16 protein-coding genes are annotated in these 18,638 nt (G+C 45.3%); 2 read left to right on the top strand and 14 right to left on the bottom strand.

Going from position 1 to position 18,638, the window contains the following annotated elements; translation table 11 throughout:
* Position 1: 1 nt before the first annotated feature.
* The 14 genes from lpxB to rpsB all read right to left on the bottom strand — a co-directional run bounded on the left by lpxB (position 2) and on the right by rpsB (position 14,314).
* Positions 2–1,141, bottom strand: a complete 1,140-nt coding sequence (gene lpxB / locus KHN79_RS10060; RefSeq protein ID WP_182008671.1) for a lipid-A-disaccharide synthase — start codon at positions 1,139–1,141, stop codon at positions 2–4.
* A 131-nt stretch (positions 1,142–1,272) separates the two neighbouring features.
* On the bottom strand, positions 1,273–2,061 hold the full coding sequence (gene lpxA, locus KHN79_RS10065) for an acyl-ACP--UDP-N-acetylglucosamine O-acyltransferase (protein WP_182008672.1): 789 nt from the start codon (positions 2,059–2,061) through the stop codon (positions 1,273–1,275).
* Between the two features lies 1 nt (position 2,062).
* Positions 2,063–2,515 carry a 3-hydroxyacyl-ACP dehydratase FabZ gene (fabZ, locus tag KHN79_RS10070; RefSeq protein ID WP_182008673.1) on the bottom strand — a complete coding sequence of 151 codons (453 nt, stop codon included), beginning with the start codon at positions 2,513–2,515 and terminating at the stop codon, positions 2,063–2,065.
* 216 nt (positions 2,516–2,731) lie between these two features.
* Complete coding sequence (gene lpxD, locus KHN79_RS10075) at positions 2,732–3,763, bottom strand: UDP-3-O-(3-hydroxymyristoyl)glucosamine N-acyltransferase (protein ID WP_182008674.1); 1,032 nt, start codon at positions 3,761–3,763, stop codon at positions 2,732–2,734.
* 6 nt (positions 3,764–3,769) lie between these two features.
* Complete coding sequence (locus tag KHN79_RS10080; protein ID WP_182008675.1) at positions 3,770–4,279, bottom strand: OmpH family outer membrane protein; 510 nt, start codon at positions 4,277–4,279, stop codon at positions 3,770–3,772.
* 13 nt (positions 4,280–4,292) lie between these two features.
* On the bottom strand, positions 4,293–6,707 hold the full coding sequence (gene bamA, locus KHN79_RS10085; protein ID WP_182008676.1) for an outer membrane protein assembly factor BamA: 2,415 nt from the start codon (positions 6,705–6,707) through the stop codon (positions 4,293–4,295).
* Positions 6,708–6,750: 43 nt separating this feature from the next.
* Entirely contained in the window at positions 6,751–8,109 is a 1,359-nt protein-coding gene (gene rseP, locus KHN79_RS10090; RefSeq protein WP_182008677.1) for a sigma E protease regulator RseP, read from the bottom strand.
* The gene (gene ispC, locus KHN79_RS10095) at positions 8,109–9,314 is read right to left on the bottom strand and encodes a 1-deoxy-D-xylulose-5-phosphate reductoisomerase (protein ID WP_182008678.1); all 1,206 of its coding nucleotides are present in this window, start codon (positions 9,312–9,314) and stop codon (positions 8,109–8,111) included. Before ispC ends, rseP begins: the two co-directional genes overlap by 1 nt.
* A gap of 50 nt (positions 9,315–9,364) precedes the next feature.
* Entirely contained in the window at positions 9,365–10,207 is an 843-nt protein-coding gene (locus KHN79_RS10100) for a phosphatidate cytidylyltransferase (protein WP_182008679.1), read from the bottom strand.
* A gap of 12 nt (positions 10,208–10,219) precedes the next feature.
* Positions 10,220–10,975, bottom strand: coding sequence for an isoprenyl transferase (locus KHN79_RS10105; RefSeq protein WP_182008680.1), 756 nt, complete (start codon positions 10,973–10,975; stop codon positions 10,220–10,222).
* 96 nt (positions 10,976–11,071) lie between these two features.
* A complete protein-coding gene (frr, locus tag KHN79_RS10110) occupies positions 11,072–11,629 on the bottom strand; it encodes a ribosome recycling factor (protein WP_182008681.1) in 558 nt (185 codons plus the stop codon).
* Positions 11,630–11,723: 94 nt separating this feature from the next.
* Positions 11,724–12,455: a UMP kinase gene (pyrH, locus tag KHN79_RS10115; protein ID WP_182008682.1), complete on the bottom strand. Its 732-nt coding sequence runs from the start codon at positions 12,453–12,455 to the stop codon at positions 11,724–11,726.
* A gap of 152 nt (positions 12,456–12,607) precedes the next feature.
* A complete protein-coding gene (gene tsf / locus KHN79_RS10120) occupies positions 12,608–13,453 on the bottom strand; it encodes a translation elongation factor Ts (protein ID WP_182008683.1) in 846 nt (281 codons plus the stop codon).
* Positions 13,454–13,585: 132 nt separating this feature from the next.
* Complete coding sequence (rpsB, locus tag KHN79_RS10125) at positions 13,586–14,314, bottom strand: 30S ribosomal protein S2 (protein ID WP_182008684.1); 729 nt, start codon at positions 14,312–14,314, stop codon at positions 13,586–13,588.
* Between the two features lie 663 nt (positions 14,315–14,977).
* Between rpsB and map the strand changes: the two genes are divergently transcribed.
* Both map and glnD read left to right on the top strand, forming a co-directional pair.
* Positions 14,978–15,856: a type I methionyl aminopeptidase gene (map, locus tag KHN79_RS10130; RefSeq protein WP_182008685.1), complete on the top strand. Its 879-nt coding sequence runs from the start codon at positions 14,978–14,980 to the stop codon at positions 15,854–15,856.
* 98 nt (positions 15,857–15,954) lie between these two features.
* On the top strand, positions 15,955–18,579 hold the full coding sequence (gene glnD, locus KHN79_RS10135; protein WP_182008686.1) for a bifunctional uridylyltransferase/uridylyl-removing protein GlnD: 2,625 nt from the start codon (positions 15,955–15,957) through the stop codon (positions 18,577–18,579).
* The last annotated feature ends 59 nt before the right edge of the window (positions 18,580–18,638 follow it).

An 18,638-nucleotide genomic window follows, 5' to 3' on the forward strand; every position in this document is an offset into this window, starting at 1 on the left:
TCTACCTTTCTATCAATTTTAGTACTGCGTTTGCAGCTTGGTGATCCGCGTCTTTACGTATCCAGTGATGCATTTCGGTAAACTTGTCTAACATCTCTTGGTTATCACTCTCTAGCAGACGAGCGACCTCATCAAACAAGTTTTCCGCGGTACAATCTTCTTGCAGGTACTCTTTGACCAACTCTTTGTCGGCGAGAATATTCGGCAGTGACACGTATTGCGTTTTCAACAGACGCTTGGCCAGGAAAGCAGTCAGCGCATTGACCCGATAACCAACAACCATTGGGCGTTTAAGCAACATGCACTCCAGAGCAACGGTACCCGAAGCCAGCATTACTGCGTCCGACGCCGTAATTACATTCCGAGCGGTATCGTCCACCAGCTTAAAATCCAGCTCGGGCGCATGTTCTTTCCAAACTTGCTCAAACTGCTCACGGCGTTTTTGGTTTACCAGTGCAACGACAAAGCCTAAGTCGGGGTATTTCTGGTGCAGTAATTTACAGGTTTCAATAAATGGCTGCGAGAGCATTTTCAGTTCGCTGCCGCGACTTCCCGGCAAAACAGCTAGCCATTGTTTATCTTGCTCTAGTGCTAGTATCTCACGTGCAGATGCTTTGTCTGACTCAAGAGGAATCGAGTCCGCTAACGTGTGGCCGATGAATTCACATGGCACATTAAACTTGTCGTAAAAAGCTTTTTCAAACGGCAGGAAGGCTAAAACCAGATTAGTTGCTGCTTCAATCTTGAAAATACGTTTCTGTCGCCAAGCCCAAACTGATGGACTGACATAATGAACCGTCTTGATACCCGCTTGTTTAAGGTCTAGTTCAAGACGTAAATTGAAATCGGGTGCATCAATGCCGACAAAGACGTCCGGTGGGTTTTGAGTAAAGTATTTAACCAGTTCAGCTTTAACTTTGAGTAAGCGAGGTAAACGCCCAAGCACTTCTACCAAGCCCATGACAGCCAGCTCTTCCATATCGAAGAGAGACTCACACCCTTGAGCAATCATTTTGGGGCCGCCAATACCCACAAATTCAGCATTTGGATACTGTTCTTTAACGGCTTTGATAAAGCCTTCACCCAAAGTATCACCGGAAAGTTCTCCGGCGATGATGCCAATTCGTAATGGTTTTTCCATATCGATCCCGCTCTATGTACTATGCCCTGTGCTCTATGAATAAGGTAATGCGATTCCCTATCCATAAAACACAAAAAAGACCGCGGCCCGAGTCGGGCGCGATCTTTTCAATTTATCTGACCATTCGTGAATTAACGAATGATGCCACGTTCCGTAGTTTCCAGAATGTCACAGAAACGCTTTACTGCCGGCCACTCTTGCGCCATTTCAGCTAAGACAGGTTTCACTTCTTCCAGAGTTTTACCAGAACGGTAGATTTCTTTATACGCCTTTTGCAACGCACGAATCTCTGGTTTCTCGAAGCCGTTACGCTTCAACCCAACCAAATTCAAACCAAACGGTGTTGCATGGTTACCTTGTGCAAGGACATACGCCGGAATGTCCTGAACAACAGCAGAACAGCCGCCAACGTAAGCATATGCACCAACAGTACAGAATGGATGAATCGCAGACAGAGCCATAACTCCGGCATGATCTTCAACCGTGACGTGACCACCAAGAATCGAGTTGTTACCAATATGAGTGTGGTTACCTACAACAACGTCATGAGCGATGTGCGCATTAACACACAGCAGATTATCATCGCCAATGATAGTCGTTGCTTTGTCTTGCACAGTGCCACGGTGAACCTGAACCGCTTCGCGAATCACATTGCGGTCACCGATAACCACAGTTGTATCTTCTCCGCCGTATTTCTTATCTTGGTTCTCTTCACCAATCACAGCATGCGGGAAAATGCGGTTATCTTTACCAATTTTTGTATGGCCTTTAATAACAACATGCGACATCACTTCGGTGCCTTCACCAATTTCAACCGTAGAGGTGATGTAAGTGAATGGACCAACAGTCACATTAGCGCCAATAATTGCGCCTTCTTCTACCACCGCTGCCGGGTGGATTTTAGCGGTTTCATGAATCATATTAAAACTCTCGACGAGCACACTTCAGTTCTGCTGAACATACTACTTCGCCGTCTACTTTTGCCACACCACTAAATGCAGCAATGCCGCGGCGCTCTTTGATAAATTCTACTTCAATAATCATCTGATCGCCTGGTACTACTGGTTTACGGAACTTAGCACCGTCAACACTTGCAAAGTAGTACAGCTCATTATCTGCTGGTGCGCCAAATGATTTAAATCCTAATAGACCCGTAGCCTGAGCCATAGCTTCCAAAATCAAAACGCCAGGGAATACTGGCAGCTGAGGAAAGTGACCTGTAAACTGAGGCTCGTTAACCGACACATTTTTGATTGCGTGAAGGTACTTGCCTTCTTCAAAATCAATCACTCGGTCGATCAATAAGAATGGGTAGCGATGAGGTAAAAGCTCTTGAATCTCAGAGATGTTCATCGTTTTCTTTTCAGTAGTCAAAGTCGTATTCCTATATAAATTCTCTAAACCAAGATGGTACGGTAGCCCCAAAATCAGCGGATTTCCGCGAAGGGTATACCAGCTTGATATTAAATATACTAATAGCGCGTCATTATAGACGAAAAAGACTCGCACTTCGCGAGTCTTTGTCCTGAATATGGAACCATGGATTATCTTTTAGGTTTTAATTCAGCTCAGAACAGAAAGAATCTCAGTCTAAATGCCTTCTTTCGGCTCCAGCAGCTTCTCTACTGCCTTAAGACGCTTATTCATCTCTTCAATACGGTGAACGCGAGCCGCAGTTTTACGCCACTCTTTGTTCGTCTGTAAAGGAATACCCGATGAATAAACACCTTTTTCTTCGATACTACGCATTACCATGCTCATACCGGTGATCGCAACACCATCTGCTATGGTGATGTGACCGTTAATAACCGACGCGCCGCCGATCTGACAGTACTTACCAATGGTAGTACTGCCGGCGACAATAGTACCACCAGGCATGACGGTACCATATCCGATGTGAACGTTGTGCGCGATTTGAATCTGGTTATCAAGAACGACATTGTCTTCAATAATCGTATCTTCTAGTGCTCCGCGGTCAATCGTCGTCGATGCGCCGATCTCAACACGGTTTCCGATACGTACAGAGCCAAGCTGGGGAATCTTAATCCATTCGCCTTTTTCATTTGCGTAGCCAAAACCGTCAGAGCCAATAACCGTACCAGACTGAACCAGGCAATCATCGCCCAGAGAGACTTCATGATAGATGGTCACATTAGCCCAAAGCTTAGTGTTATTACCCAGCTTCGCATTCTTACCAATAAAGCAACCAGCGCCAATACTTACGTTATCACCAAGCTCGACACCCGTTTCAATGACAGCATTCGCGCCAACTGATACGTTTTGACCCATCTTCACATCTGCTGCGATAACCGCAGTGGGTGCAATATCTTCAGCAGGTTGAGGAGTCGTGTCCATTGCCTGAACAACGCGAGCAAATGCAACATAAGGATCGGCTACGACAAGCGCGTTGCCGGGGCATTGATCTTTATGTTCGGCCTTCACCATGATGACTGTCGCTTTACACTCAGATAAGTGTTTGGCGTATTTAGGATTAGACAAGAAGGTCACATCACCTTCTTGCGCTTTATCCATCGGAGCAACTCGGTTTACAGACAGCGAGTCATCACCAAAGATTTCACCGCCAGTAACTGTTGCCAACTCGGCTAATGTTAATGTCTTCATAACTTCTTATTTTAGAGCTTTAATTACGTCTTCAGAGATATTGTATTCTGGCTTACCGTACTGAAGTGCAGAAATATCAATAACTAGATCGTAACCTTTGCTCTTAGCAACTTTTTCCACTGCGTCTTGAATCGTCTTAAACAGCTTCGCTTTCTCTTCCGCTTCACGACGAGCGCTAGCTTTATCTAGTGCTTGCGCTTTCACTTTGTATTCGCTGTCGAGTTTCGCAATATCAATACGTAGCTTCTCTACTTCGTCTTGACCCAGAAGCTCACCATCACGCTGCAGCTTCTCAATTTTCGTTTTAGCCTGAGCCTGAATAGACTTAAGTTCATCGGCTTTACCTTTAAAGTCTTTCTGCATTTTTTGCAAAACAACTTCACGCTGAGGAAGAGCTTGGAAAACTTGAGCTGTGTTTACGTAAGCAATTTGTTGAGCCGCTTCTGCAGCGTTCGCAAACATTGATGAGCTAAGTACTAACAGGCCAATCCCAGCCGCTTTAATCATTTTATTCAAAATATTTTCCTCTTTAGAAGGTTCGACCGATAGTAAACGTGAAGAATTCTTCATCATCGCCATCGTATTTCTTAACTGGTTTCGCTAGTGAGAATACTAACGGCCCCATTGGAGACATCCACTGCAACGCCGCACCGTAAGAAGAGCGGAAGTTGGTTGGATCTGAGTAATCGTAGTAATAACGGTCACCATACTCCGCACCTGAGTCACGGTAGTCAAATTCGGTATCCCAGACACTTGCCATATCAAAGAAGACACTGGTACGAATTTGGCTGCGAACCTCATCCGAAGCAAATGGAGTTGGAACAATCAGTTCAAGACTCGCAAGCGCTACCGCGTTACCACCTACAGCATCATCTGTTACCGTATCAGCACCGTTGTTCGAGCCTGAGTAGTCACGGTATACCGCTTTCGGACCTACCGAGTTAGAGCCAAAACCACGTAATGATGTAAAGCCACCTGCGTAGTAGTTTTCGTAGAATGGGAACAAGTTGTCGTTACCATTTGTATCACCGTAACCGTTACCATAGCCTAAGCGACCACGGAACAATAGTGAGAACTCATGCTTTTCGGTAAGTGGGAAGTACTGACGAACATCGTATTGCATTTTGAAATACTGAACGTCTGAACCCGGAACCGTCATCTTATAAAAAGCACGCTGGTGGTTACCCGCAGTAGGGAAGTAACCACGGTTCAGGTTATTACGAGTCCAAGAGATGTTGATGTCAAAATCATTAGTATTCAACGACCCATCAGAATCAATATTATCTGCTTGCGCTCTTAAGAACTGCTCTACCTGAAGGTAAGGTGATAAGTTACCGATCTTGTTATGGGTATAACCAACACCAAACTCAAATCGGTTCAGTTCATCAAAAGGGAAACCCCATGTCAGGTTTGCGCCGTAGCTTTGGTTGGTGTAGTCAACAATACCTGCTTCAGAAGCTTCAAACTCATCATAGAAGATCTTGCCGCCTAAACTCACGCCATCAAGGTTCCAGTACGGATCCCGGTAATCTAAACTAACGTTCTTTTGGTAATCGTTCATCATCGCGTTAATACCAACACGATTACCGCTTCCTAAGAAGTTATCTTGCTGCAGACCAACCTGGAAACTGACACCCGACTCGGTACCATAGCCGACACCAAAGTTCACGCTACCTGAGTTCGCCTCTTTGACCGAGTAAACCAAATCAACTTGGTCATCACTACCCGGCACACGAACGGTCTGTACTTCTACATTTTCGAAGTAACCAAGACGATTCAGACGCGTTTTACCAGTTTCTATCGACTTCGAATTCAGCCAGCTTCCTTCCATCTGACGCATCTCACGACGCAAAACTTCGTCTTTGGTCGCGTTGTTACCGGTGAAGCGGATATCACGAACGTAAATACGATGACCAGGGTCGATATTGACGACTAACGACACCTGTTTATTTTCATCATCAAATTCAGGAATGGTGTTTACCTGAGGGTATGCATAGCCAGATTCACCCAGCACACGCTTAATGCCCTCTTCCATAGATGTCACTAGTGAGCCGTTGTAAGTTTCATTGCTCTCAAATGGCACCATATTGTTGAACGTGTCTTGTTGACCAATCAGTTCACCACGGAACTTAACATCCTTAACGGTATACACCTCACCCTCTTCCAAACCGAGGGTAATGTATACCCCTTTTTTGTCAGGGGAGATTGCTACTTGTGTCGAATCAACGTTAAATTTGAGGTAACCGCGGTCCAGGTAATATGACTTAAGCGCTTCGATATCGCCGGCAAGAACCTGCTTTTGATATTTCTCATCAGCAAGGAAGTTCCACCAAGGCACGTCAACGTTTAAGTTGAAGCGAGACAGAAGCTCTTCGTCTGAAAAGACTTCATTGCCAATAAAGTTGATTTGCTGAATTTTTGCCGACACACCTTCGGTAAAAACAAACTTAAGATCGGAACGATTACGCGGTAGTGGAGTGACAACCGCTTTAACTGTCGCGTTGTATTTACCAACGCTATAGTAAAAGTCTTCCAGGCCTTTTTCGATGTTACTCAGCGTAGTTCGGTCAAGCGCTTCACCCTCGCGAACGCCAGAAGCGTTGAGGTTTTCTTGTAGCTGCTCATCCTTGATAGCTTTGTTCCCAGAAAATGAGATGCTTGCAATTGTCGGACGCTCTTTTACCTGAACAATAAGCACGCCACCATCACGCAGCACTCTCACATCTTCAAAGTTACCAGATGCGTACAGTGCGCGGATAATCTCTGCAACATCGCCCTGGTCGATACTATCACCGACACGTACAGGCATTTTCAGCAACGCAGCACCTAGTGCTACACGTTGCAATCCATCGATTTCAATATCTTGAACTACGAAGTTCTCTGCTCCATTTGCAGATACACTGGTCGCCAGTAAACTTGCAAATAGAATTCGCTTAATCGCCATATTTATTTTAATTATTCCTTGCTACTGCTTTGTCTCTGAACTATCACAGACGAGTAAAATCATTAAATAGCGCTAACGCCATGAGCGAGAAGATAATCGCACCACCAATTCTGTACCCCATTTCCTGAATTCGTTCTGGAACTGGGCGTCGGATGACCGCTTCAATTGCAAAAAACAATAAATGCCCCCCATCCAACATCGGTAACGGCACGAGGTTAATAATACCTAGGTTAACACTAATTAGAGCGAGAAAACCTAAAAAGTAGACCAGACCATAGTCTGCTGTCGCTCCGGCTCCTTTCGCAATTGAAATAGGTCCGCTTAGATTGTTAAGACCAACATCCCCGACAATCAGCTTTTTCAGCATACTAATGGTGAGCCCGACAACTTGACCCGTTTTATCAATAGCTTTGCCAATTGACTCGAATACACCAAACTGCAATTCAAAGCGATAACTTTCTGGCCATTCTGCGACTTTAGGCGCGACACCAGCAAAGCCAATCACCTGATTGTTACCCAGCTCCCGGCTGTCAGGCGTCAGAGTTAATGACTGTTTGTAACCATCGCGTAAGACGGTTAACTCGATCGGGGTATTTGGATTTGCTCGAACTGCCGCTACCACATCATCCCAAGATTTAACCGTTTTACCGTCAATCGTCGCGATCTCGTCACCTGGTTGAACGCCTGCTTTTTCAGCAGCCCCACCTTCAGTCACCTGCTGAATGGTCGTGAAGATTTCCGGAGTAAAGGGCTTAAAGCCAAGCGAGTGCATCGCAGATTCGTTTTCCGGATCAAACTTCCAGTTTCGTAGGTCGAGTGTTTTTGTTTCCTCGGAGCCAATCTCAGTATCTGACGCGACGGTTACCGTCATCAAATCATCACCAATGTGAGAAATCAATCCCATATTGACTGATTCCCAATCCGGAGTTTTGATACCCGAAATCGCTTTTAGTTCCATTCCCGATTCAATTCCTGCTTCAGCAACAATGGAATTGGGCGTAATTTCACCAATCACAGGCTTAACCACCGGAACACCAATAAGAAAAACTAGCCAATAAGCAAAGATAGCAAATAAGAAATTAAAGATAGGACCTGCTGCAACAATCGAGGTGCGTTTCCACAGCGGTTTTTGATCGAAAGCTAAATGTTTTTCATGTTGTGGTACTTCATCTACACGGCTGTCGACCATTTTGACGTAACCACCAAGAGGGATCATTGCGATGCTGTATTCCGTTCCGTCCTGCCCCATCTTGCTCCAGATAGGCTTACCGAAACCGATAGAAAATTTTTCCACTTTTACGCCACAGCGGCGAGCTACCCAAAAGTGGCCAAACTCGTGCACCGCAACAAGAATGCCAAGGGCAACAATAAAAGAAACGAGATTCCACAAAATACCAGTCATTAGCCACGCTCGCGTATGAGTTCAAGGGCGATAGTTCTAGCCATTCTATCTAGCTCCAACAAGCTTTCCAAGCTCTTAACATATTCACTTTTGTAGCTCGCACTGATTTTATTCAAAACAGATGCATTGATGCGAGCTATATCAGTAAAACCTAGGCGGTTATTTAAGAACGCGTCAACAGAAACTTCGTTGGCCGCATTGAGTGCCGTTGTCGCATGCTGACCTTCATAACATGCATCAATCGCCAGTTTAAGGCACGGATAACGGTCGAAGTCAGGTTGCAAGAAAGTCAGTTCTCCAACCCGAGTAAAGTCCAGCGGCTTAACCCCTGCATCGACGCGCGACGGATATGACATAGTCAGTGCAATTGGCGTTGCCATATCAGGCTCGCCCATTTGTGCTAAAACCGAGCCATCACGGTACTGTACCATTGAATGGATAACTGACTGTGGGTGAATAATCACCTCAAGTTGCTCACGTGCAGCATTAAACAACCACTTTGCCTCTATGTACTCTAGACCTTTATTCATCATAGTTGCTGAGTCGACCGAAATTTTCGGCCCCATAGACCAGTTAGGATGTGCAATCGCTTGTGCCGGAGTAACACGGTCCAGTTCTGCGATATCTGTGTATCGGAACGGACCACCAGAACCAGTCAGCAAAATATGAGAAATACCGTGTTCGTTTAGGTCACAGCGACCCAAACTGGTCTGAACCTGCTGCGGTAGGCATTGAAAAATAGCATTATGCTCGCTGTCAACAGGAAGCAACTCCGCACCGTATTGCTCTACCGCATCAATAAACAGTTGCCCGGACATCACGAGAGCTTCTTTGTTTGCCAGTAGTACCCGTTTGCCCGCTTTCACTGCCGCCATTGTTGGGAGTAAGCCAGCCGCACCAACGATCGCAGCCATTACACTGTCGATTTCAGTTAATGACGCAACATGACAAAGAGCATCGATGCCACCAAGAACTTCCGTTCCCGGAGCCGCAATAGTCAGTTCAGATTTCAGGGCAACTGCCGCTTTCTTATCCGCCATTACTGCATATTTAGGCTGCCATTTTTGACAAAGTGCTGCCATCTTTTCGACGTTTGTGCCCGCTGCTAGTGCGACCACAGAAAACTGTTCTGGATTCTGTTCGACCACTTTAAGTGTACTTGCTCCGATGGAGCCTGTAGCACCTAGAATCGTTAACTTTTGCATGTTGTAAAACCGTCAGAAAAACTCAGGAGCGATAAGCCGCTCCCGATAAATTAGAATATGTAGTAAAGAAGAGCAAATACGGGGAATGCTGCGGTTAGGCTATCGATACGGTCGAGTACGCCGCCGTGCCCAGGAATGATATTGCTGCTGTCTTTAATGCCTGATATGCGTTTGAACATACTCTCAACCAAATCACCAAGCACAGAAATTATAACGGTAGCTAACGTGATAACGATCATATGAACAGGGCTGGCAAATTGGATTTCAAACCAATCTGCAAATAACCACGCAACAAGCAGCGCTGCGATAATGCCACCAATCAAACCTTCAATGGTTTTATTCGGGCTTACGCGTGGTGCCATTTTACGCTTGCCCAAACTTTTACCGGCAAAGTAAGCACCACTATCAGCAGCCCATACCAAGAAGCAAACAAATAGTACTAACTTTGCGCCGTGGTATGGATCTACCGCAATATCCGTCGCTCTGAGAATGACAACACTCCACAAAAAAGGAAGTAAAGTCAACATACCAAACAGATGTTTTAGAATAACACTATTTTGCCAGGTCTTAGTCGTATTGGGATAAGTAATCGCCATCATACTGGCAACAATCCACCAGACAAAACCCAGACCAAGTACAACATAATGGGGTGTGGTTAAATTGTTGAGACTATTGGCGTCAGGTGAGATGTATAAGTAGCTTAGTCCAGTGATAATGACTGCTGGAACCAGTGCAGCAATACGGGAGCGACTGCCGGTAAACTGAGTCCATTCCCAAAAACCTAATAAAGTTATCGCAGTCAATGCGATGATAAAGCCCACAAGGGGTAACTTAAAAATGCCTAAAATAACCAGGGGAGCTAAAATTAGTGCTGTTATTATTCTTTGTTTCAAACTAACTAGTCCTTATTGAGCAACCATCAATGCCTTTACTTGTTCACCCGTGCAGCCAAAACGACGCTCTCGGTTAATAAACCAAGTGACTGCTTCAACTAAGCTGTCTTCGTCAAATTCAGGCCAGTACTCGGGAGTAAAATACATTTCTGCATATGCCATTTGCCACAGCATGAAGTTACTGATGCGGCATTCACCACTGGTGCGGATAAGCAGATCTACTTCCGGTAAATCAGCCATGGTCAAATGCTCGGTAATTAACTGCTCATTAATATCTTCTACACGTATTTCGCCGTTACGTGCTTTTTCTGCTATTGCTTTAGTCGCTTGCGTGATGTCCCATTTGCCGCCATAGTTCGCTGCAATATTGATCACCAATCCGGTATTTTGCGCCGTTAGTTTCTCTGCTTCTGCAATTTTCTTTTGCAGGCGATCACTAAATCGACTTACATCACCAATCACTCGTAATTGCAGATTGTTTTTGTGAAGCTTTTTTACTTCACTCGACAGAACCGTGATAAACAGCTCCATCAGCAGACCGACTTCTTCCTCTGGACGGCGCCAGTTCTCGCTACTGAATGCAAAAAGCGTCATAGCCTTGATACCAAGCTTAGAAGCCGCTGCGACCGTTTTACGAACAGCACTTACGCCCTTTTTATGGCCGAATACACGAGGTTTACCTTTAGATTTAGCCCAACGACCATTGCCGTCCATGATGATAGCAATATGTTTAGGAAGGGAGTCAGAGAAGGCTTGATAATTTTCCATAAGAAGTTAATTGAGTTCCATCAGTTGGACAGACTAACACAAAAAAACGCTGAGCTGCGAGCACAGCGTTTTCCAACAGTGATGTGGATGGGAGTATTAAACTTCCATCAACTCTTTTTCTTTTGCAGCAAGAACGTCGTCGATCTTCTTAACAGCGACGTCAGTCAGCTTTTGGATCTCATCTTGTGCTTTACGGTCTTCATCTTCAGAGATTTCTTTATCTTTTAGAAGTGCTTTTAGATCGTTATTCGCGTCACGACGGATGTTACGTACTGCAACACGGCCGCCTTCCGCTTCACCACGTACAATTTTAACCAGGTCTTTACGACGCTCTTCAGTTAGCGGTGGAAGTGGAACACGAATGATAGTACCAGCTGACATTGGGTTCAGACCAAGGTCAGACATCATGATCGCTTTTTCAACTTTTTGAGTAAGTTCTTTGTCGAAAACAGTGATTGCTAGTGTACGTGCGTCTTCAGCAACTACGTTAGCTACCTGATTTAGCGGAGTAGCCGCACCGTAGTACTCTACAGAAATACCTGATAGCAGGCTTGGGTGTGCACGACCAGTACGAACTTTAGCCAGGTTGTTCTTTAGCGCTTCAACGCTTTTGTCCATGCGCTCTTGCGCGTCTTTTTTGATTTCGTTAATCACAGTTTCACCTTAAAAATATCATCTTTCCTGAAGAAAGCTTAAAAGGGTTGAGCAAAGCGAAACACCACCCAACCTGTTTGGATGGTGTTTAGAATTATGCGTCAGAATTGATCAGCGTGCCTTCTGCTTCACCCATCACCACGCGACGTAGTGCGCCTGGCTTGTTCATATTAAATACGCGGATTGGCATTTTGTGGTCACGTGCAAGAGTGAATGCTGCCAAATCCATTACTTTAAGCTCTTTATCCAGAACCTCAGCGTAAGATAGCTTATCATACAGCTCTGCGTCTGGGTTTGCTACTGGGTCTGCAGTAAATACACCATCAACTTTCGTCGCTTTTAGAACAACGTCTGCTTCGATTTCGATACCACGCAGACAAGCCGCTGAATCCGTTGTAAAGAATGGGTTTCCCGTACCTGCAGAGAAGATAACAACACGGCCCTGACGAAGTTCACGAATAGCATCAGCCCAATTATAGTCGTCACAAACACCTTTTAGAGGAATTGCCGACATAACACGAGCATTTACATAAGCACGGTGAAGTGCGTCACGCATTGCAAGGCCGTTCATTACTGTAGCAAGCATTCCCATGTGATCACCTACTACACGGTTCATACCAGCTTCTGCCAGACCTGCACCACGGAACAGGTTACCGCCACCGATAACTACACCAACCTGAACACCTAGTTCAACAAGTTCTTTCACTTCTTGTGCCATACGATCAAGGATCGCTGGATCAATACCAAAACCGTCTGCGCCTTGAAGAGCTTCACCACTTAGTTTTAATAGAATACGTTGATATGCTGGTTTAGGGTTCGTAGTCATGGAGTTTACCTTCCAAAGAGAGTATTTGATTAACAGTCATGAATAGGCACAAAGTTATTTATAACTATTCATCACGGCTAATCATCCCGTTCACTGCTCATAAAAAGACCGCAGCCTGGGCTACGGTCTAATATTTGTGCAGTCTCTAAGGATTAACCTTTTTGAGCCGCCGCAACTTCTTCAGCGAAGCTCATTTCTGCAGCTTTCTCGATACCTTCACCCACTTCTAGGCGAACGAATGTTGAAACTGAAGCGCCTTTTTCTTTCAGCATTTCACCTACAGTTTTCTTAGGTTCCATGATGAACGCTTGACCAGTTAGAGAGATTTCGCCAGTGAATTTCTTCATACGGCCAACAACCATCTTCTCTGCGATCTCAGCAGGCTTGCCTTCGTTCATAGCGATTTCAACTTGAACTTCTTTCTCTTTAGCAACTACTTCAGCTGGTACGTCTTCTGGGTTAACGTACTCTGGCTTAGATGCAGCAACGTGCATTGCAACGTGCTTAAGAGTTTCTGCGTCGCCTTCACCAGCAACAACAACACCGATTTTCTCACCGTGACGGTAAGAAGCGATTGCAGTACCTTCTGCGTACTGTACGCGACGGATGTTGATGTTTTCGCCGATTTTAGCTACTAGCGCTACGCGAGTTTCTTCGAATTGAGCTTGTAGTTCTTCAACTGTAGCTTTTGAAGCTAGAGCTGCAGCTGCAACTTCTTCTGCAAACGCAGTGAAGTTACCGTCTTTAGCAACGAAGTCAGTTTGGCAGTTAACTTCAAGAAGAACAGCTACGCCGTTTTCTTCTTTGATGATGATTGCGCCTTCAGCTGCAACGTTACCAGCTTTCTTAGCTGCTTTCGCTGCGCCTGATTTACGCATGTTTTCAATTGCTAGTTCGATATCAGCGTTTGCTTCTACAAGCGCTTTCTTACATTCCATCATGCCAGCGCCAGTGCGCTCGCGAAGTTCTTTAACTAGAGCAGCAGTTACAGTTGCCATTCTCTATTCCTCGTTTGATTCGAAATAAGGTAAAAAACAGGGGCCTAACATTGTCGGCCCCCATTGCTAACTATAACTCAGTTTATGCTACAACAAGGTTTCACATAAACTAAGTGTGACAGCAAGCCGCGATTATTCAGCTTCTACGAAACCGTCTTTTTCAGCAACTACTGCAACGTCTTTGTTGCGACCTTCAGTTACTGCAGATGCAGCAGCGTTTAGGTATAGTTGAACAGCACGGATCGCGTCGTCGTTACCTGGGATGATGTAGTCAACGCCGTCTGGGTTAGAGTTAGTATCTACCACAGCGTATACTGGAATACCTAGGTTGTTAGCTTCTTTGATTGCGATGTGTTCGTGATCAGCGTCGATTACGAATAGAGCGTCTGGTAGGCCGCCCATATCTTTGATACCACCAAGAGATTTCTCTAGCTTCTCCATTTCACGAGTACGCATTAGAGCTTCTTTCTTAGTTAGCTTGTCGAAAGTACCGTCTTGAGACTGAGCCTCTAGGTCTTTTAGACGCTTGATAGACTGACGAACAGTTTTGTAGTTTGTTAGCATACCGCCTAACCAGCGGTTGTTAACGTAAAACTGGTTGCTTGCGATTGCAGCTTCTTTAACAGCTTCAGATGCAGCACGCTTAGTACCTACGAATAGAACTTTACCTTTCTTCTCGCCAACTTTAGCTAGTTCAGCTAGAGCTTCGTTGAACATTGGTACAGTTTTTTCTAGGTTGATGATGTGAACGCGGTTACGAGCACCAAAGATGAATGGCTTCATTTTTGGGTTCCAGTAACGAGTTTGGTGACCGAAGTGAACACCAGCTTTCAGCATATCGCGCATTGATACAGTTGCCATTTTAAAATCCTCTATGGGGTTAGGCCTCCACATTCCCCATAACTCCGACCAAGCTTCTGCTCAGCACCCCGGAATATGTGTCGGAATGTGTGTGATTTAAAGATAAAAGTTTTTTGGATAAAGCCTGCTTCGCCACTCAGGGTTTTCTGAGTGAAGAGAACAGACCTCTATATCCGGCGCGCTTTATATCATATTTTAGCTTACTCTGGCTAGTAAAAATTATTTCTTTGACTGTCCGTTTCTGCTCTTAAAACGGTAAAAGAGAGTAACATTAAAGGAAGGCAGCAGTTAATTAGGGTCTGTTGACCTTTCGAGCTGATTTTTGCAGCAATTTGTGGATTCTTTATACAAGGCAGAGGCTTTGAAATGTAGTTATTCTACTTGATAAGCCGATAACGCGGTAGAAAGGAGCCAAAAATGCTGCCCGAAGGATTCGGCTAAAAGCGTTTTACTCTTTGTTGAGAGGTGTTTGCTTAGAATGACTAGGCTACAAACCTCTCGCCGCGATTAAAACGCTTTTATCTCGAACAAAATTTAACCGCGAAAGGTCAACAGCCCCTAAGAATGACTCATATTCTTAACTGGCTTGGGATCATCACATGATGTCTGTTAGAATGCGGCCATTCGCACGTTTACGTGCTTACGAATAAGTAGAGAAAGCCAATGTCAATCAAGATTAAAACTGCTGAAGAAATCGAACGCATGCGCATTGCGGGCAAGCTAGCCGCAGAAGTTCTAGAAATGATCGAGCCGCATATTAAGGTCGGCGTAACGACAGAAGAGTTAAATAAAATCTGTCATGAATACGCTCTAGAAAGAGGCGCGTACTCTGCACCGCTTGATTATCATGGATTCCCTAAGTCGATTTGTACCTCTATCAACCACATCGTTTGTCACGGCATTCCGGCAGAAAAAGATGAGATTGGTAGCAACGGTCAGCTAAAACCCGCTGTACTGAAAGATGGCGACATCATTAACGTTGATATCACTGTTATCATTCCTAACGATGAAAACGCAGATTTGAGCGTTCGCCCTCAGGGTTACCACGGTGATACTTCGAAGATGTTCTTAGTTGGTGAAGTTTCTCCGGCTAACAAGCGCCTTTGTATGGTTGCCCAAGAGTCACTTTACATCGGTATGCGTCAGGTTAAACCAGGCGCAACGGTTGGTGATATCGGTACTGCGATTGAGAAATACATTAAAGAAAACAACAAGAACAACCCGCGTAATAAGTTTTCTATTGTGAAAGACTTCTGTGGTCACGGCATCGGTGATGAGTTCCACGAAGAGCCGCAAGTGGTTCACTACAAAAACAAAGACCGCCGCGTACTAAAAGAAGGCATGTGTTTCACAATTGAGCCAATGATCAACGCTGGTAAGTTCGGTTGTAGCGTTGATGCGCAAGACGACTGGACGGTTTACACAGGCGACGGTAAAAACTCCGCTCAGTGGGAACATACCGTTGTAGTGACGAAAGACGGTTGTGAAGTTCTGACACTTCGCAGCGACGATTCTATTCCACGCCTGATGAAAAACGCATAATTACAACGAACTTTAATATCCCCGCTCTCGCGGGGATATTTTTTATCTGCATCAAATTTGGTAGATTGCTAATAGTTTAGCTTGCACGGATAGCAAATATGTCACTTCAGTCCCCTCTTACGTTTACCGATGAACAAATTAATATCGGTGAACTTAAGCAAGAGCTCGAAAAATTCGGCTCTGAACAAAAACAAGAATTTCTAAATCACCATCCCGTCACAAGTCTGGTTCTTGCCAGAGCGGAGTACATGGACTTACTCCTAAATCGTTTATGGCAACATTTCGGTTTCAATGACATTTATAATATTTCACTGGTTGCTGTAGGCGGATATGGTCGCGGTGAGCTTCATCCGCTATCTGACATTGATATTCTCATTCTTTCAAACAACAAACTGCCTAATGCCCTTGAAGCGAAAATCAGTGAGTTCATCACTTTCTTGTGGGATCTCAAACTTGAAGTCGGACATTCTGTTCGTACAGTCAATGAATGTGCCGAAATTGGACGCGCTGACCTTACCGTAGCGACCAACCTTCAGGAAGCTCGTCTGCTGTGTGGCAGTGAAGATACGTTTCAGGCGCTGAAAAAAGTCGTGTTATCCGACTCTTTCTGGCCAAGTGAAACCTTTTATCGCGCCAAAATTCAAGAGCAAAGAGAGCGCCATGCGCGTTACCATGACACCACATACAACTTAGAGCCAGATATCAAGTCAACACCTGGCGGTTTGAGAGATATTCATACTTTAAGCTGGGTAGCACGCCGCCACTTTGGCGCGACATCCTTGCTAGAGATGAGCCGTTATGGCTTTTTAACCGATGCAGAGTATCGCGAACTAGTTGAGTGTCAGGATTTCTTATGGCGAGTTCGTTTCGCGTTACATCTCGAGCTGCGCCGCTACGACAACCGTCTGACCTTCGCTCATCAGGCTCAAGTCGCAGAAAGCCTAGGTTACGTAGGCGAAGGTAATCGCGGCGTTGAGATGATGATGAAGGAATTTTACCGAACCCTTCGTCGTGTCGCAGAGTTGAACAAAATGCTACTGAAGCTGTTTGACCAGGCGATTATCAACGGTGGTATTACCGAGAATGCGGAAATTCTTGATGACGATTTTCAGCGTCGAGGCTCACTCATTGAAGCTCGTAAGCCGGCGCTATTTCAGGCACGTCCAGAAACCATTCTCGATATGTTTCTGCACATCGCTAACGATTCAACCATTGAAGGTGTTAGCCCTCCTACTCTGCGTCAGCTGCGAACCGCTCGCCGCCGATTAAACAAGTTTCTTCATACTATGCCCGCAGCCCGTGAAAAGTTCATGGCGTTGTGTCGTCACCCTAACGCTCTGCACAAAGCATTCAGCCTTATGCACCGACTTGGCGTAATGGCTGCTTATCTGCCTCAGTGGAGCCAAATAGTCGGCCAGATGCAGTTTGACCTCTTCCATGCATACACGGTAGACGAGCACAGTATCCGCTTACTGAAACACATCAACACCTTTGGTGACCCTGCGAATCATGATAAGCACCCGATTTGTTGCGATATTTACCCGCGGATGCAAAAGAAAGAGTTGCTAATCATTGCAGCAATTTTCCATGACATTGGTAAAGGCAGAGGCGGCGACCACTCGGTAATCGGTGAGGGAGAAGCTTATGATTTCTGTATTGAGCATGGGTTATCTAAACCAGAAGCCAAACTGGTAAGCTGGCTGGTCAGACACCATTTACTCATGTCCGTTACGGCTCAGCGAAGAGACATTTATGATCCAGATGTCATCACTGAATTCGCGAAAAAAGTACGTGATGAAGAGTCACTCGAATACCTTGTCTGCCTGACGGTTGCCGATATTTGTGCGACTAACCCAGAGCTTTGGAATGCCTGGAAACGTACTCTACTGGCGGAGCTTTTCTACTCCACTCAGAGAGCGCTTCGCCGAGGACTGGAAAACCCAGTGGATGTGCGAGAACGTATTCGTCACAACCAACAAATGGCTTCCGCTCTATTGCGCAAAGAAGGGTTTTCTTCTCGTGAAATAGAAGTACTCTGGCAACGTTTTAAAGCTGACTACTTCTTGCGCCATACCCATTCTCAGATAGCCTGGCATTGTAGCCATCTACTGCGTATGGAAGATTCAAGCAAGCCACTCGTGCTTATCAGTAAAAAGGCCACCCGTGGAGGCACTGAAGTTTTTGTCTACAGCAAAGATCAACCTGCGCTCTTTGCTACTGTTGTTGCGGAGCTCGACCGACGTAACTTCAACGTTCATGATGCTCAGATCATGACCAGCAAAGATGGCCACGTGATTGATACCTTTATCGTTCTTGATCAGCACGGGGAAGCGATTGATGAATCTCGTCATGCCGCTGTTATCAAACATCTGACGCATGTGTTAGAAGATGGACGTCCGACGAAGATTAAAACTCGTCGTACACCGCATAAACTTCAGCACTTCAATGTAAAAACCAAAGTAGATTTCTTGCCGACCAAAGGTAAAAAACACACCTTAATGGAATTTGTGGCTCTGGACACCCCTGGACTACTGGCAAAAGTCGGACGTACTTTTGCAGATTTGAATATCAATCTTCATGGCGCCAAAATCACCACCATCGGTGAACGAGCAGAAGACTTATTTATTCTGACCAGTAGTACGGGCGGTAGGCTCAGTGACGAGCAACAAAGTGAGCTACGCGAGAACCTGATAGAGACTCTGTCTGATGCTGTAAGCGTTTAATCGAAGAATATACTTAGCGTGGACAAGAACGATAGCGATCTTGTCCACAAATTGCGCAA

It is taken from the genome of Vibrio sp. B1FLJ16 (assembly GCF_905175385.1).
GTDB lineage: Bacteria > Pseudomonadota > Gammaproteobacteria > Enterobacterales > Vibrionaceae > Vibrio.

Bases quoted from the DNA above. Each gene is read 5' to 3' on its own strand.
- lpxB (WP_182008671.1), bottom strand. From the start codon at position 1,141: ATGGAAAAACCATTACGAATTGGCATCATCGCCGGAGAACTTTCCGGT.
- lpxA (WP_182008672.1), bottom strand. From the start codon at position 2,061: ATGATTCATGAAACCGCTAAAATCCACCCGGCAGCGGTGGTAGAAGAA.
- lpxD (WP_182008674.1), bottom strand. From the start codon at position 3,763: ATGAAGACATTAACATTAGCCGAGTTGGCAACAGTTACTGGCGGTGAA.
- bamA (WP_182008676.1), bottom strand. From the start codon at position 6,707: ATGGCGATTAAGCGAATTCTATTTGCAAGTTTACTGGCGACCAGTGTA.
- rseP (WP_182008677.1), bottom strand. From the start codon at position 8,109: ATGACTGGTATTTTGTGGAATCTCGTTTCTTTTATTGTTGCCCTTGGC.
- ispC (WP_182008678.1), bottom strand. From the start codon at position 9,314: ATGCAAAAGTTAACGATTCTAGGTGCTACAGGCTCCATCGGAGCAAGT.
- KHN79_RS10105 (WP_182008680.1), bottom strand. From the start codon at position 10,975: ATGGAAAATTATCAAGCCTTCTCTGACTCCCTTCCTAAACATATTGCT.
- pyrH (WP_182008682.1), bottom strand. From the start codon at position 12,455: ATGACTACGAACCCTAAACCAGCATATCAACGTATTCTATTAAAACTA.
- tsf (WP_182008683.1), bottom strand. From the start codon at position 13,453: ATGGCAACTGTAACTGCTGCTCTAGTTAAAGAACTTCGCGAGCGCACT.
- rpsB (WP_182008684.1), bottom strand. From the start codon at position 14,314: ATGGCAACTGTATCAATGCGCGATATGCTGAAAGCTGGTGTTCACTTC.
- map (WP_182008685.1), top strand. From the start codon at position 14,978: ATGTCAATCAAGATTAAAACTGCTGAAGAAATCGAACGCATGCGCATT.
- glnD (WP_182008686.1), top strand. From the start codon at position 15,955: ATGTCACTTCAGTCCCCTCTTACGTTTACCGATGAACAAATTAATATC.